General features: G+C 41.2%; 18 protein-coding genes and 1 pseudogene. 8 read left to right on the top strand and 11 right to left on the bottom strand.

Features of this window, described 5'->3' with window-relative positions; translation table 11 throughout:
* Positions 1–4: 4 nt before the first annotated feature.
* Positions 5–376 (bottom strand): early set domain-containing protein, encoded by a 372-nt coding sequence (locus PN838_RS15405; RefSeq protein ID WP_272181230.1) that lies wholly within the window; start codon positions 374–376, stop codon positions 5–7.
* 199 nt (positions 377–575) lie between these two features.
* Between PN838_RS15405 and PN838_RS15400 the strand changes: the two genes are divergently transcribed.
* The 4 genes from PN838_RS15400 (at position 576) to PN838_RS15385 (ending at position 2367) form a co-directional block, all read left to right on the top strand.
* Positions 576–824, top strand: coding sequence for a DUF2164 domain-containing protein (locus PN838_RS15400; protein ID WP_215964598.1), 249 nt, complete (start codon positions 576–578; stop codon positions 822–824).
* Positions 825–999: 175 nt separating this feature from the next.
* Complete coding sequence (locus tag PN838_RS15395) at positions 1000–1410, top strand: MAPEG family protein (RefSeq protein WP_215964597.1); 411 nt, start codon at positions 1000–1002, stop codon at positions 1408–1410.
* A gap of 148 nt (positions 1411–1558) precedes the next feature.
* A complete protein-coding gene (locus PN838_RS15390) occupies positions 1559–2155 on the top strand; it encodes a bestrophin-like domain (protein WP_272181229.1) in 597 nt (198 codons plus the stop codon).
* A complete protein-coding gene (locus PN838_RS15385; protein WP_272181228.1) occupies positions 2155–2367 on the top strand; it encodes a hypothetical protein in 213 nt (70 codons plus the stop codon). The genes PN838_RS15390 and PN838_RS15385 overlap by 1 nt, the downstream gene beginning before the upstream one ends.
* 58 nt (positions 2368–2425) lie before the next feature.
* Here PN838_RS15385 and PN838_RS15380 read toward each other — a convergent pair whose 3' ends face one another.
* The 9 genes from PN838_RS15380 to PN838_RS15340 form a co-directional block, all read right to left on the bottom strand.
* Positions 2426–2671 (bottom strand): hypothetical protein, encoded by a 246-nt coding sequence (locus PN838_RS15380; protein ID WP_272181227.1) that lies wholly within the window; start codon positions 2669–2671, stop codon positions 2426–2428.
* A complete protein-coding gene (locus tag PN838_RS15375) occupies positions 2626–3426 on the bottom strand; it encodes a hypothetical protein (RefSeq protein WP_272181226.1) in 801 nt (266 codons plus the stop codon). Before PN838_RS15375 ends, PN838_RS15380 begins: the two co-directional genes overlap by 46 nt.
* A gap of 55 nt (positions 3427–3481) precedes the next feature.
* The gene (locus PN838_RS15370) at positions 3482–3778 is read right to left on the bottom strand and encodes a hypothetical protein (RefSeq protein ID WP_272181225.1); all 297 of its coding nucleotides are present in this window, start codon (positions 3776–3778) and stop codon (positions 3482–3484) included.
* Positions 3762–4169 carry a hypothetical protein gene (locus PN838_RS15365; RefSeq protein ID WP_272181224.1) on the bottom strand — a complete coding sequence of 136 codons (408 nt, stop codon included), beginning with the start codon at positions 4167–4169 and terminating at the stop codon, positions 3762–3764. Before PN838_RS15365 ends, PN838_RS15370 begins: the two co-directional genes overlap by 17 nt.
* Positions 4156–4716 carry an RNA polymerase sigma factor gene (locus PN838_RS15360; protein ID WP_272181223.1) on the bottom strand — a complete coding sequence of 187 codons (561 nt, stop codon included), beginning with the start codon at positions 4714–4716 and terminating at the stop codon, positions 4156–4158. The genes PN838_RS15365 and PN838_RS15360 overlap by 14 nt, the downstream gene beginning before the upstream one ends.
* 196 nt (positions 4717–4912) lie before the next feature.
* Entirely contained in the window at positions 4913–7651 is a 2739-nt protein-coding gene (locus tag PN838_RS15355) for an efflux RND transporter permease subunit (protein ID WP_272181222.1), read from the bottom strand.
* Positions 7626–8177 carry an efflux RND transporter permease subunit gene (locus PN838_RS15350; RefSeq protein WP_272181221.1) on the bottom strand — a complete coding sequence of 184 codons (552 nt, stop codon included), beginning with the start codon at positions 8175–8177 and terminating at the stop codon, positions 7626–7628. The genes PN838_RS15355 and PN838_RS15350 overlap by 26 nt, the downstream gene beginning before the upstream one ends.
* A gap of 9 nt (positions 8178–8186) precedes the next feature.
* A complete protein-coding gene (locus PN838_RS15345; RefSeq protein ID WP_272181220.1) occupies positions 8187–8408 on the bottom strand; it encodes a permuted SH3 domain-containing protein in 222 nt (73 codons plus the stop codon).
* Positions 8409–8447: 39 nt separating this feature from the next.
* The gene (locus tag PN838_RS15340; protein ID WP_272181219.1) at positions 8448–9218 is read right to left on the bottom strand and encodes an efflux RND transporter periplasmic adaptor subunit; all 771 of its coding nucleotides are present in this window, start codon (positions 9216–9218) and stop codon (positions 8448–8450) included.
* A gap of 292 nt (positions 9219–9510) precedes the next feature.
* On the opposite strand from PN838_RS15340, the gene PN838_RS15335 reads away from it, so the two are divergent.
* The 4 genes from PN838_RS15335 to PN838_RS15320 all read left to right on the top strand — a co-directional run bounded on the left by PN838_RS15335 (position 9511) and on the right by PN838_RS15320 (position 12525).
* Positions 9511–10674 (top strand): porin, encoded by a 1164-nt coding sequence (locus tag PN838_RS15335; protein ID WP_272181218.1) that lies wholly within the window; start codon positions 9511–9513, stop codon positions 10672–10674.
* An 11-nt stretch (positions 10675–10685) separates the two neighbouring features.
* On the top strand, positions 10686–11105 hold the full coding sequence (locus tag PN838_RS15330; protein WP_215964589.1) for a type 2 periplasmic-binding domain-containing protein: 420 nt from the start codon (positions 10686–10688) through the stop codon (positions 11103–11105).
* 150 nt (positions 11106–11255) lie between these two features.
* Positions 11256–12113: an APC family permease gene (locus PN838_RS15325; protein ID WP_272181217.1), complete on the top strand. Its 858-nt coding sequence runs from the start codon at positions 11256–11258 to the stop codon at positions 12111–12113.
* Positions 12001–12525, top strand: coding sequence for an APC family permease (locus PN838_RS15320; protein ID WP_272182614.1), 525 nt, complete (start codon positions 12001–12003; stop codon positions 12523–12525). Before PN838_RS15325 ends, PN838_RS15320 begins: the two co-directional genes overlap by 113 nt.
* Positions 12526–12596: 71 nt before the next feature.
* Here the strand turns inward: PN838_RS15320 and ilvA are convergent.
* Positions 12597–14145: pseudogene (gene ilvA, locus PN838_RS15315) on the bottom strand (threonine ammonia-lyase, biosynthetic).
* Positions 14146–14163 lie beyond the last annotated feature (18 nt).

Raw genomic sequence — 14163 nt, 5'->3', positions numbered from 1 at the left:
CGCCCTAGGCTGGGAAGCCATTTTCAACGATATTCAATCCAGCCTCAGGATTATAGGAAAACTGACACATGCCTTTACCGTATGCTTGAGCTGGACCATGTTGCCATGATTGGTTTTTGATAAAGGTATAAAATAACGGTTTTTCAGAAACTGGGATTTCAACACGGTAAAACTCACCCTCTAGTTTCATCGCATGTTTGCTTTCAAACTTCCAATCGCTAAAGTTTCCTACGATATGAATTTCGTCTGCCGGTGCCGTCGAATCTGGCGCTTTAAGCATAAAGGTTACTGTTGCGGATTTTGGCTCAAAAATGCGGATCCCAAAGACCACGACAATCAGCGTAATAACAATCGTCATTCCGTATTTTATTTTCATAAATATCCTAAGTCAGTATGTTTAAAAAGCCTTCTTAAACGCTGTTGTTTTTAGTTAACAGTGTGTTTGAGCCGGTATTCAAAACTAAAAGCGTACCCAATGTTAGATGAATACGTATGAAATTGATCTAACATTAGTAAACAGCTCATGAAATAATAAAGCGACTAGTAAAACGTATTCGACATAAAAGAGGTCATTAATGAGTAATATAACGTTCAAAAAATCTGAACAAGAAATCATAATTAGCAAGATCCAAAACTACTTTGAGTCACAGCTTGATCAGGAAATTGGGCAATTTGAAGCTGGCTTTTTACTCGATTTTTTTGCTGAGCAAATAGGTGATCACTTTTATAACCAAGGATTGACAGATGCACGAGCCATCATTTCTGAAAAAGTCGCGACAATAGATGATGAACTATATGCCATTGAGAAAATAACAGATATTTAACACTCACCAATTGGCTCAATTGGCGATAATGCGTTGCCACTAAAACGCTTAACAACAATAAGTACACACCTGAATGTACCTCGAATAAAACGAGTATTTGAATATATTGAATATTTACCGCATCCTTATGCTCAAACGTCGAAATCATTTTTAAAAATTTACAATGGAAATCAATATGGAACTCGTTTACCCAATGTTTGTGATGGTATTACTTACTGCCGTCGTCGGTGTTTTTACCGCTGTTATCAGGATCAGAGGCGCCTATGCAGGCAAAGTCGACCCTCGTTATTTCAAATTAATGGGGAAATACGATATTCCAGATGACATTGCCAAATTTGGTCGTAACTTTGACAATCTATTTGAAGTACCCGTTTTGTTTTATGTCGCTAGCGTTACTGCTCTTGCTTTAAATATTTCCCATGTCTATTTGACGGCTTTTGCTTGGGCGTTTGTCGCCTTTCGATTAATCCACAGTGCAATCCACTTAACGTACAATCACCCGATTCACCGATTTTTTGCATTCATCATGTCTTTTAACTGCACTATAGGGATGTGGTTAGTGATCGTATTAAATCTAGGTAGCTAGATAAACCATTCTCTAGCGACCTAGAAACTCGACGCTGTTTATCAGTTAATTTGGGTATTAGTTGATCCCATTTCAAATCACACCTATAAAACGTTTATAGGTAAACGCAAATGTGCTATTTGTGACGTTTAAAGTGGCGGAAGGTTAAATGAAAGAAATGTTATACGACATTAATAGCTTGGCGATTGCATCTTCATTGTTTGTTTCAATGGCAGTCGCCATTGAGTGTGGTTTTCGAATAGGTCGTCGGCCTGCAATTAAGGCGAATGATGCCAGTAAGGCTCAAGTCAGTGCAATCCAATCCTCTTTGCTAGGGATATTAGCGCTGTTACTTGGTTTTACCTTCTCGCAGTCGTTGCAACGATTTGACGCTAGGAGCAATGCAGTACTCGATGAAAGTAACGCAATTCATAACGCCTTTATTCGAGCCGACCTTTTACCTCAGGAAAGTCAATTAAAAGCCAAACAATTGCTTATCGCATACACCAACAATCGTACTGAAGCGGGTAATGTCAGTATGGTAAATGAAGACAAAAGAGAATCTTTTGTTACTGAAGCTAAGGAATTACAAAACCAATTGTGGATTTTAGCAACTGAGATCCAAACTTCTACAGCCGGAGCCATAAGAACAGGTTCGTTTACTGATGCCATTGGCAAACTAATGCAGGTATTCCATGTTCGAGATTCGGCACTTAATCGCCACGTTCCTGAAATTGTGCTTATGCTGCTCTATGGGACTTTTTAATGACCGGAAGCATTGTCGGTTATGTATCGGGCTTGTCTGGTACCCGCACAACCTATAGTGCATATGTCATGGTGGCGCTAATTGTGTCGTTGGTTTTTGTGATCGTCGACCTTGACCGACCAAGACGTGGGTTAATTGAAATAGACCAATCGCCGATTCTAAATTTGCAGGCCGATATGGCGGATTATGCTAGAACGTTAGTTAAACCCTAAAACCAAGCGATATAATCCATTCAGTAGGGAGTTTGGTGCTCCCTACTGAATCTTAGTTTTAAAGACTGTATTGCACTGCTTTGGTTAACAAATCAGTCGCCGTAATATCACCATCTGCACATTTATATATCGATGGCATATCAAATATGTACAAGCGGTCGCTGCGTCCTTTTAGATTAAATGTGATGTGTTCACCTTTGGCCAATGACCGCAACCCTCCACCAAAATCACAGACCGCTTGACTTATCGCGGTTTCAGTTACTTTAATGCGAGCATTAAGTTGTGCGATCTGTTTTTCGCGCATCTCACTTGCCTTTTTTGAAGTAATTCAGCCTTACTGCTGATTTCTTTTGCGACGTTGGTCAAGTTTTCAGACTGTTGTTTCATTTCGGCTTCTAACTTAGCGATTTTCTTTTTATTGTCAGCACTTGCGTTAAGTTCTTGTTGATACTCAGCGTCACGTATTTTTCGTTCAATATCACGTACGTTTCGCTCCAGTTTACGGGCTTCTCGTTCCAATTCTCGGCGTTGTTTTTCCAATTCGTTTTGTTCCGCACGACCTTCACTGCGCTCTTGGCTCGAACGATGAGACCAATCCATTTCAGAATAAAACTCCATTTGAACTTCCGCCATATCCATTGCCAACTCTACCGCTTCCATCGTTGACTCTTCAATCCTATCGACGTCATCTTCTGATAAAGGTGCGCTACTTCTAATAATGGGTGGAATTGGCGGTACAGGTGCAATTGGCGCAACACTATGATGACCACTACTAAAGCTATAACTCACCCCATGGCGAGACCCTATGGTAAATACCATTCCTTGATTTGCCAGATATATACCCTCCACGTCACTGCTGCGGTGACTGCGACTGTTACGACTATTTTCATTACCATTGATGGCGGTTTTAATAATCGTGGTCATGATGTTTAGGTCACGTTTCACACTTTTCAATTTTTTCTCAGACAAGTCCTGTGCTTGAACTGCTGAGCTAAAACTTAGACCTAATAACAGACTTGCTAACGTGGCTTTTTGCAAAAGTTTATTTTGTTTTTTCATGATCATTTCCGTTTCTAAATAATTAAGGTAAATAAGCGATGGTTTACCTCAATGCCTACTCGGTTACTTGCTGTTCTGACGCGTCGTTATAGTCAGACTTTCTTAAATTTCGTTCGTTTTGCTGTGACGCTAGGCGGATGTTGTAATTCACATCACTAAACTGTTGTCGTAAATAGCGCATGTCGTCCTGTCTTTGTTGTTGAATGACCCGAACCACATCTTCTATGTCTTCTTTACGCTCAAGGCGGCTATTTGCAACCAGATAACTTGCCAGTTGTGCCGTATCATTTTGTTGCTTTAGGCTTAAATCATCCATTCTGGCATTAATAACTTCATTATTTTTCTCGGCCAATTGGACAAACTGCTGTTCCAACTAAGGCCTGTTGAGATTGGTCATTTATCACCAATTCTCGACCATTACTGGTATTAACTAAACGCACATCAAATAACATAATAAGACAGGCAAATATTGAAAAGCTAAGCGCAACAAGTGACGTCCCTTGACGTTGCCACCACGACGGTTTTGCCAAATATTGGTCAAAACCTTTGTCCTTACGCCACTTTGGTACATCGACCGACTCTGACAGGTTGTCAGCCATCTCAAGCATCTCGTTATGCACAGCCATTCGTTGCGACCACAAAGGCGCTTGTTTCAGACTGGCCAGTTGGTCAGAGGTCAATGCCTTGCCTTCCAACCAATAATCAAATAGTTCGGCTAAATTTGCTTCTTCAGGCTGCGTCATACGAGTCCTCCAGTAACACTTTTAATTTATCTAATGCAGTATAAAAACGCGATTTCACTGTGTTGGTCGAAACCCCGAGTTGTTGGCCAATAGTGTCAAACGTTTGGCTTTGAAAGACCTTTAGCTCAACGATTAATTTCTGTTCAAATGGCAATAATTTCATTACGGTCAATAGCTGTTTTTGCGACTGAGAATTCCCCAAAGCCAATTCAGGACAGCTATGTTCAGGCTCGGCGTCCATGTGCTGCAATTCGCTTTCGTCAGCAAACCATTTCCGACGGCGGTAAAACTCGATGCAACGAAAGTGAGCTATTTTAAGCACCCAGGTCTTAAAGCTGCTGTCTCCACGAAAGTCAGATAAACTGCGGCACACAGAAATAAATGTTTCCTGCATAACATCCATTGCATCATGTTGATTACTCGTCATACGAAGTGCGTAGAGATAGACATTTTTTTCGTATCTATCGACTAACTTACGCCATGCCGATTGGTTGCCTTTGAGGGCTTTCTCGATCAACTTATCGTCTGTTTGTTGAAATAGTGACAAATCGCCCTCGCAAATTATTAAATGTCATTGATATAAACCATCGCTTTGTCTCATCTTAATAGTCGATGCAAGTTTGCAGATAGTTTTAATTTATTTAATTTTTTTGCAAAAGGTGAGGATTGGGATAACTGCATGAGAATAAACAGAGGGAAGCACGAGTAACTTCCCTCTGTAGTCCATGAATCTCGCTCATCATTCATATATTGAGCGTTTGATAGTTTGCGGTCTTAAACGGCGTGTTTTTTAACGCATTTCGGTAATAGGCAACCGGAATAACGATTAACGTTAATATCGACGATACAGCGATACCAAAAATCAATGATACAGCTAACCCTTTAAAAATAGGATCCGATACGATAAACGTTGCACCAATCATCGCCGCAAGTGCGGTTAATATAATTGGTCGTGCGCGCATTTGAGCTGACATAATTACCGCTTGTTGCAGGGCCACTCCCTGTTCAATTTGAGACTCAATAAAGTCCACCAGCAAAATAGAATTCCGAACAATAATACCAGCAAGGGCTATCATGCCGATCATTGATGGCGCTGTAAATTTTGCCGCCATTAACCAGTGCCCTAGGAAAATACCAATAACCGTTAGCGGAATGGGTGCCATGATAATTAATGGCATCATATAATTTTTGAACTGCGCGACGATGAGCAAGTATATAAGCACCAGACCGACAGAATACGCGATTCCCATATCCCTAAACGTTTCATAGGTAATTTTCCATTCACCATCCCACTTGATCGCTTCGCGATAGGCTTGCTGTGGTGCTTGGGTGTATAGCCAATTAGTTTCACCATTTTGCTCATCAAAGTTTGCCTGCGCTGCAAACATACCGTAAAGCGGGCTGTCTGTTTCTCCAGCCATATCCGCTACAACATAAATCACGGGACGCATATCTTTGTGGTAAATAGCGCCTTCGTCGTTCACTTCGACAAGCTCGATGAATTCACCGATAACAACACTTTCACCATTTGGCAGTTGAATTTTAGTATTCAGCCAGCGATCGCGGTCTGTCTGATAACTATCACCCGTTGACACAATAATTGGAATTGCCGTAATCCCTAGTTGGTCATGCAAATACGCCACAGGTTGTTCTGTTAAAAGAAGGCCTAGTACTGATTGTATTTGCTGTTTTGTAATACCAAAATACTGAGCTTTAGAATTATCGACTACTATCTTTAATCTGACATGCGGTGCGGCAATACTCGTATCCGTATCGACAATTTCAGGTGTATTGGCTAAAACTCGTTCTAACTTAGTCGCCGTTTCACGTCGACGCTCTGCGTCTGGTCCGTAAACTTCAGCAACCAACGGGGCTAATGTTGGAGGCCCAGAAGGTTGTTCAACAATTTTAATATTTGCACCAAGCTTTGTCGCTATTGGTAACAAAGTGGCTCGCAATAATTTTGCAATATCATGACTGCCCAAATCTCGTTGGCCTTTATCAAGAATATTGATATTAATTTCACCTAAATGCGGTTGTTGGCGAAGATAATATTGACGCACTAAACCATTAAAATCGATAGGCGCGTTCACACCGGCATATAACTGAAAATCAACCACCACTGGCGCCTTTCTTAATGGATCTGACAATTGTTGCAGTGCACTTAAGGTATCTTCCAGCGTTGTGCCTTCCGGCATATCAACAACGACGGACAAACTTGATTTGTTGTCAAACGGCAACATTTTTAATAATACTTGGCCTCCGACTGGTAAAATCATCACCACAAACATCAAGCTCACTATGCCGACAAATAGCAACCATTGGTTGCGCAACGCGCGTTTATGGCTAACAAATAGCGACAAAATGTTGGAGGCGAATAAACCAATTCGATCATGTTCTTCATGTCCGCTTGCTTTATGTTCTTCAGAAGTTTCTTCACTATCTGGGTTTGCATCGTCACTAGGCGCGTCAGATTTAAACCAACGCAGTGCCAGCCAAGGCGTAATGGTGAATGCGATAATAAGCGATAACAACATTCCTGTACTGGCATTAATTGGAATAGGACTCATATAAGGGCCCATTAAACCAGACACAAACGCCATAGGTATAAGCGCAGCCATAACTGTAAATGTTGCTAAGATCGTAGAGCTACCGACTTCGTCAATGGCTTTTGGAATGAGCACCTTTAAAGGTTCCATGGGGAACAATTGTTGACGTCGATGTATATTTTCAATAACAACAATGGCGTCGTCGACTAAGATCCCGATAGAAAATATGAGAGCAAACAGGGATATTCGATTAAGTGTAAAGCCCCACACCCAAGATGAAAATAAAGTAATTAATAATGTTAGACCAACCGCAACGCCTACAATTAACGCAGCTCGTTTCCCTAAGGTTAAAAAGACTAAAACAACCACCGCTAAGGTCGCAAATAATAGCTTTTGAATTAGCTTATTGGCTTTTTGCTGTGCGGTAAAGCCACTATTTCGCGACACATTTACTGTAACGCTGTCTGGGATAATACGACCTTTTAAATCCTCTATTGTGAGCAAGACCGCATTGGCCACATCTATTGCATTTTCACCTTCTTGCTTGGCGATACTAATGCTAACCGCGGTATTGAGTTGGTTAACATCCGTTGAACCACCACCGTACCCAAACTGTACATATTGATTGGGTTTACCAACCGTTAAACTCACCGATGCAATGTCTTTAAGTAATACCAGATGACCATCTAGTTGACTCACCACTAAACCGGCGACGTCATCTACATGATTAAAATGCTGACCTAACTCAACCTGCACTTGTCTCGCGTCTGTCTGAATTGGGATCAATCCCTGACGGCCAGAAAATTGTTGTATTGCCGCAATTACCGTAGATATATCTATTTGGTGCCCCGCCGCTTTAACCGGGTCAAAAACCACTTTTACGACTGACGAGCTACCACCACTGACTTTAATATTGCGACTGCCTTGGCACACGCTGCAAGACTTGAGCGACAGTATTGGCAATATGCCCTAGGTCATTTTGATTGGTTGTTAAATCATTACTAAATAAGGTTAATGACAAAATCGGGACGTCATTTATGCCACGGGCTCTTACTACTGGCGAATTAATATTAAGTGAAGCAGGCCAATGTAACTCGGTCATCACTTGATTCCATGACTTAACCAACGCTTCTTGGCGTTTAATACCGACTTTAAATTGTACGGTAATCACAGCATTGTCTGCCATAGATGTGCTATATACGTGGTCAACACCAGCGATCTGCGCCATCGCGTTTTCAGCTTTTGTAGAAATGAGCGTTTCAACTTCACGCGCACTGTATCCGGGTGCCGATAGATAAACGTCGACCATAGTGACATCAATTTGAGGATCTTCTTCTTTTGGCGTAATGAGTATCGCCACAACCCCTAAGATCACGATTAACAATGCGACGATAGGTGTTATTGGATTATTTTGTGCTAACTTTGCAACTCGGCCTGAAATGCCCATTTTGTCTTTCATGTTGTCCTCCTACTGACCAGACAAATTGGTTTTCTGCAGTGGCGCAGACAAGGCAGATGAGCCATTTGTTGCAACAATATCGCCGGTAACTAATCCAGAAATCACTTCTAGTTTTCCATCATGATTTTTGCCAACTCTTATTTGACGAAGAGTAAAGCCGTTAGACTGCTTAACAAACACCGCTACGAGATCCCCTTGATAAACAACAGAAGAAGAAGGAATCGTGATCATTTTTTTGGCCCGATATCCACGCCAACTTTGATAAAACTACTAAGGTCTCATCGAAAATTCTTGCTTACTGATATTGGCGCGAACCAAAACAGTATGGTTATATTTGTTGGCGCTCGGGGCAATTATAGGATCACTAAGCGCTATCCAAGACTTGTTTGCTTGCTGAACCCAAATTTGCTTACTGTCTTCAATGTATTCAATTAACCGCTGTGGCACTTGCGCAACAACTCGGTTTTGGTCGATAGAAAAACCTGTCAACAATGGCGAGCCGACTAATGCCGTTTCACCGGCTTCAATATGCCGAGCAACAACTACTCCAGAATAAGGCGCAATGATTTTGGTGTAAGACAATCTCAAGTTTGATTCGTCGACTTGAGCTTGATAAAACTGTAATTGACCAAACGCTTTGTCCTTGTTGGCCTGTGCTGCAGTCAATGCACTCTCACTTACAAAGCTGCTGTCTTTTAGATCTTGCAACCGCTTTAGTTCTGATTGTGCTTGAATTAATGCAGCTTCAGCTATGTTAACACCGGCAACAGCCTGTGCTAAGTTGGCTCGAATTTCAGTATCATCTAATTCGACAAGCAAGGTGTTTTCCGCAACATAATCGTCAACGTCAACATGAATCGCAGTGACTTTAGCGTTTACTAATGCCTTAATTGTTGACTGATTAATTGCTTCAATGGACCCATCCACCATTTGTAAATTAGGAACCGTTATCTCAGCGACCAGTGATGTTTGGATCTCCGTAGCCCATGTCGAATGACTTAATAAAATCCAAACTAACCCTAACGACGTTAATACTTTCATTGCAAACCTCAGCTCTGTAAATCCACATTAACGACAGTAATTATCATTAACGCATAATAAATTTAGACTATACCAACCATTATATTAGATTTTACTAATATAACAAGTAGGAAAATACCTAATCACCCAGATGGAACTGACTCCCAGTTAAACTATAGCCCTAAAAAATAACAGCCACTTAACAATTTCGATCTAATTTCTTGAATAATAATAAATAGTAGTCTTGACTTAATTAGGCACAGATAGATTGTCTGTTGGCCATTAGCTAACTATTAACATTAGGTAACTAATAATGAATAACTCTGTAAAATTTATAACGGCGACTGCATTGGCGATAAGTTCACTATCCAGTCAGGCAGAAGTGCGAATTAACGGCTTTGCTTCTATTGTTGCAGGTACATCCATGGACGAGGACAAATCTTTATATGGTTACGATGATACATTGTCATTTAAGCCTGAAAGTCTATTTGCACTGCAAGTCTCATCAGACTTAGGTGACGGACTCTCAGCGACATCTCAAATTATTGCTCGTGGAGAAAACGACTATGATGCAACATTTGAATGGGCGTACTTTAGTTACGCAATTTCAGATTCTACCCAATTAAGTGTTGGACGAATGCGGATCCCATTTTATCGTTATTCTGACTACCTTGATGTAGGTTATGCCTACACTTGGGTTCGTCCGCCAAAAAGTGTTTATAACTTAACGTTTTCTACCTATGACGGAGCAAGCTTGCTCTATACCAGCACGATGGGAGAGTGGGATTCTAGCTTACAATTAATTGTTGGGTCTTTTGAAGGCAGCGTGAATGTTTTAAGTGATGACGACCCTGCAAAGCTTAGTAATATGTATGGTATTAACTGGACGGTTGGCAACTATTGGTTGACCGCTAGGGCCGTTTATATGCAGGCAGATGCTTCAATAAGCTTTGTTAACGATCCGGACCCAACTCAGCAGTTAAACCAATTTGTTGGATTGCTCGGGGCGATTGGTGCAACCGATGCAGCCAATGGCCTTTTAATTGAAGAAGATGATGGTTCCTTTTTGGGAATAGGCGTATCTATCGATTATGAAAACTTCTTGATAGATTCAGAATTTACCCGAGTAGAAGTTGAAGACACGCTTATCGCGACACAAAATCAATATTACATTTCTTTTGCTTATCGGTTTGATGAATGGACTCCGTATATCTCATTTGAACACCGCAAGGATGAAAATGATGATGACTACAGTGCTGGATTGCCCACCGACCTAAATCTAGGTGGTGGTCCAATAGACGTGCGAGCTGCGTATCAAGCAACATTAACAAGCCAAGAAACAGAAAATGATGTTTTTTCAGTGGGTGCTCGTTATAACTTCCACCCTTCCGCCGCATTAAAGTTTGATTATACCAAAAGAGAGAGACAAACTTCTGATGCGAGTGTCTTGTCTGTCGGTTTAGACTTAGTCTTTTAGGAGTAATTAGCATGAAAAAATTATTAAAATTATCCATTGCTTGTTTTGCTCTGCTTGCATCAACCGCAAGTTTCGCTGAAATAGCTGTTATTGTGCATCCATCTAATAATGCAGAACTTGACTCAAATGCGATCTCCAGATTGTTCTTAGGGAAATTAAAATCCTTTCCCGGTGGCGACCAAGCTGTTCCGATAAATTTGAGTGAATCGAGTGCACAGACCAAGGAGTTTAATAAAAATGTGCTTAAGAAATCCGGTAGCCAATTAAAAGCCTACTGGTCAAAATTGGTTTTTACCGGTAAAGGCACACCTCCTAAAGCTTTGAATAGTGACGCTGAAGTTATCGGACTCGTAAGCTCGAATCCCAATATCATTGGTTACATCGACGCGGCATCAGTAACCGGTGACGTTAAAGTGATAGCTAAGTTTTAAACGTGTTTCATTTCTGTATTAGAAGGCACTCATCGAGTGCCTTTTATTTTTCTGAAAAAGATTATTTACAGTTTGCTGATAACCAATGTCAGCGAAATATTGCAATTAAAACAGTTAGTTTGTTAGTTTAGCTAAAAACGGGAACATTCATTGGCTACACTTTCAACTCAATCCATAACTAAGATAGGTGTCGCAGCGATTGCGATTAATGGCCTCATAGGTGCCGGGATCTTTGCATTGCCCGCCGCGGCAGCCAATCAACTGGCCTACTTTAGTCCATGGATGTTCTTATTATGTGGCATAGCTATTTTTCCGATAGTTGCCTGTTTTGCTATTTTATCTAGTGCTTTCGACCAAACCGGTGGTCCTGTTTTATACAGCACTAAAGCCTTTGGTCCTTTTGTTGGGTTTCAAACAGGCTGGCTATTATATTTAGGTCGTGTCAGTGCCCTTGCGGCCAACGGACACGCTCTAGTGCTTTATTTATCACTTTATTTTCCCGTATTACAAACACCAGAAATTGCGTCAATTGGAGTTTGTTTACTCATTGTCCTATTAGCAACGATCAATATTCTTGGTATCAAAAATGCCATGACGTCGATTTATCTAGTCACTTTGGCCAAACTCCTACCCATTGCGCTTTTTGTTTTATTTGGCGTCACTTATATAAATGCCGAACAATTGTTTTCCGCACCTCCGCCGCAACTTGATCAATTTCCAACGTCAATGTTATTACTCGTTTACGCTTTTATCGGATTTGAAGGTGCGATAATTCCGGCAAAAGAAGCAAAAACCCGAAAGCCGATATGCCAAAGGCGTTGCTGCTTACCCTCATCGCCACAACTGTGTTGTATTTTTTATTCAGGCAATTGTCGTCAGTACGTTACCAACCCCCATCGCGACCAATGCGCCACTTGTTACAAGTGCCAATGTGATAACCGAATCTTTAGGCATAACGTCATTTGGTCTTGTTATTGCGTTCACGGCAATAGTTTCTATTTTTGGTAATTTACTTGCCTTAATGTTAGCCGCACCCAGAATGACCTACGCATTAGCTGAAAACAATCAGTTACCCCAGTGGTTTCTGTCGACCCATAAACGATATTTAACCCCCATAAATTCAATTTACTTTCTAGCGGGGTTTGCCATGATTTTAGCCATTACAAAAGGCTTTGTTTGGTTGGCAATTTTTAGCTCTCTGGCTCGACTGATAGGTTATTTAGTGTGCGTACTTGCCGTACCCAAACTACATAAAAAGATGCAACTGCCATTGTCACAATGGGTTATTTTTCTGATATCCAGTAGCGGTATTTTGGTTTGTGTTTGGTTGATAGCGCAGGCGAGCATACAATCTTGGTTGTATACTTTAGGGTTTATTCTTTTGGGGTCGATATTTTATCGGGTAGCGAGGGTAACGTAAGTGTATTTGGCAAATAAAATGGGATGCGAACATCCCTTTTTATTCTAATAGGTAATTCTAAAAGGCACCCACTATTTGTTTTTCAAAAACAGTTTTATGCTTGGATTATCTGATTCATCTTTCCAATTAAACCCAACAGCATCTAAATGCCCTTGCAACTCAGCAGCATCATCTTCTAAAGCTTCAAACCCTGCTAAAACTTGACCAAAAGCCGCACCATGGTTGCGATAATGGAACATAGTGATATTCCACATTTGACCTAACATTGTTAGGAATTTCGACAAGGCTCCTAGGTATTCTGGAAACTCGAAACTATAAATCTTTTCATTGATTTTTTGAGTTGGCTTGCCACCCACCATATGACGGATATGGAGTTTGGCTAACTCATTATCAGTGAGATCGACAACCTGATAATCCTTATTAATTAAGCTCTGAATTAACACAGGTAAATCTGTACTCATATCTGACATTTTAACACCGACAAAAATCTCAGCTGAGCTGGTATCATGATATCGATAGTTAAATTCAGTAATCGCTTTACCGCCCAACGCGTCACAGAATTCTATAAACGCGCCTTTACGTTCAGGTATGGTCACCGCAAGTACCGCTTCTTTTTCTCGCCAAGCTCGGTGCGTTCGGCAACATAACGTAATTTGTCAAAATTGAGATTTGCTCCAGACAATATACAACTGAGTCGTTTGCCTTTTATGCCTGTCGTTTTAACGTACTTTTTAAGGCCCGCCAAACTTAACGCACCGGCAGGTTCTGCAACCGCTCGTACGTCATCAAACAAGTCTTTAATCGCTGCACATATTTCGTCTGAATTTACGGTAACCACTTCGTCACAGTACTGCTGAGCAAGCTCAAAGGTATGCGTTCCAATTAATTTCACTGCAACGCCATCTGCAAATAAATCCACTTGACCTAAATCAACAGGTTTACCCGCTTCTAGTGCCGCTTTTAAACAGGCCGCCCCTTCTGGCTCAACCCCAATAACTTTGATCTCAGGTTTGAGCTGCTTGATGTACACCGCCATACCAGCTAATAGACCGCCGCCACCAACCGGAATAAAAACCACATCCAAGTCACGGATTTGCTGTAACAATTCCTTTGCAACCGTACCTTGACCCACAATGACTTCTTTATCGTCAAACGGGTGGATATAACTCAAGCCTTTGTCCGAGGCTAGTGTTAAGGCGAAATTATTCGCTTCATCAAAGCTTTTCCCTTAAGAACAACGTTCGCACCGTGGCTACGAACCGCATTGACCTTAATGTCCGGTGTCGTTTCCGGCATTACAATAGTCGCCACAACACCCAAGGCCTTTGCTGATAAGGCAAGTCCTTGGGCATGATTACCAGCTGAGGCCGCCACAACACCTAATGCTTGTTTTTCTTTTGATAGACCAACAAGTTTGTTAAATGCGCCACGTAACTTAAATGAATGTACGGGTTGTTCATCTTCCCGCTTAACAAATACTGAATTCTCTAGACGCGCAGACAGTATGCTTAATCGGTCAACACTCGTTTGCACAGCTATGTCATAAATTGGTGCCAACAAAATATCACGTACGTAACCCTGTGCGATTTTCAGTTTATTTAGTTGGTCTGTAGGTGACATCATTTTTCTCGCTAATGT

It is taken from the genome of Psychrosphaera algicola, from assembly GCF_028401425.1.
In the GTDB taxonomy this organism is placed as follows: domain Bacteria; phylum Pseudomonadota; class Gammaproteobacteria; order Enterobacterales; family Alteromonadaceae; genus Psychrosphaera; species Psychrosphaera algicola.
Note: the sequence above shows the minus strand (reverse complement) of the source record. Positions and strands in the feature narration are given on the sequence as shown.

Excerpts from the sequence above, each read along its gene's own strand:
- PN838_RS15405 (WP_272181230.1), bottom strand. The coding sequence starts at position 376 with ATGAAAATAAAATACGGAATGACGATTGTTATTACGCTGATTGTCGTG.
- PN838_RS15400 (WP_215964598.1), top strand. The coding sequence starts at position 576 with ATGAGTAATATAACGTTCAAAAAATCTGAACAAGAAATCATAATTAGC.
- PN838_RS15395 (WP_215964597.1), top strand. The coding sequence starts at position 1,000 with ATGGAACTCGTTTACCCAATGTTTGTGATGGTATTACTTACTGCCGTC.
- PN838_RS15390 (WP_272181229.1), top strand. The coding sequence starts at position 1,559 with ATGAAAGAAATGTTATACGACATTAATAGCTTGGCGATTGCATCTTCA.
- PN838_RS15385 (WP_272181228.1), top strand. The coding sequence starts at position 2,155 with ATGACCGGAAGCATTGTCGGTTATGTATCGGGCTTGTCTGGTACCCGC.
- PN838_RS15380 (WP_272181227.1), bottom strand. The coding sequence starts at position 2,671 with ATGCGCGAAAAACAGATCGCACAACTTAATGCTCGCATTAAAGTAACT.
- PN838_RS15375 (WP_272181226.1), bottom strand. The coding sequence starts at position 3,426 with ATGAAAAAACAAAATAAACTTTTGCAAAAAGCCACGTTAGCAAGTCTG.
- PN838_RS15365 (WP_272181224.1), bottom strand. The coding sequence starts at position 4,169 with ATGACGCAGCCTGAAGAAGCAAATTTAGCCGAACTATTTGATTATTGG.
- PN838_RS15350 (WP_272181221.1), bottom strand. The coding sequence starts at position 8,177 with ATGAAAGACAAAATGGGCATTTCAGGCCGAGTTGCAAAGTTAGCACAA.
- PN838_RS15345 (WP_272181220.1), bottom strand. The coding sequence starts at position 8,408 with ATGATCACGATTCCTTCTTCTTCTGTTGTTTATCAAGGGGATCTCGTA.
- PN838_RS15340 (WP_272181219.1), bottom strand. The coding sequence starts at position 9,218 with ATGAAAGTATTAACGTCGTTAGGGTTAGTTTGGATTTTATTAAGTCAT.
- PN838_RS15335 (WP_272181218.1), top strand. The coding sequence starts at position 9,511 with ATGAATAACTCTGTAAAATTTATAACGGCGACTGCATTGGCGATAAGT.
- PN838_RS15330 (WP_215964589.1), top strand. The coding sequence starts at position 10,686 with ATGAAAAAATTATTAAAATTATCCATTGCTTGTTTTGCTCTGCTTGCA.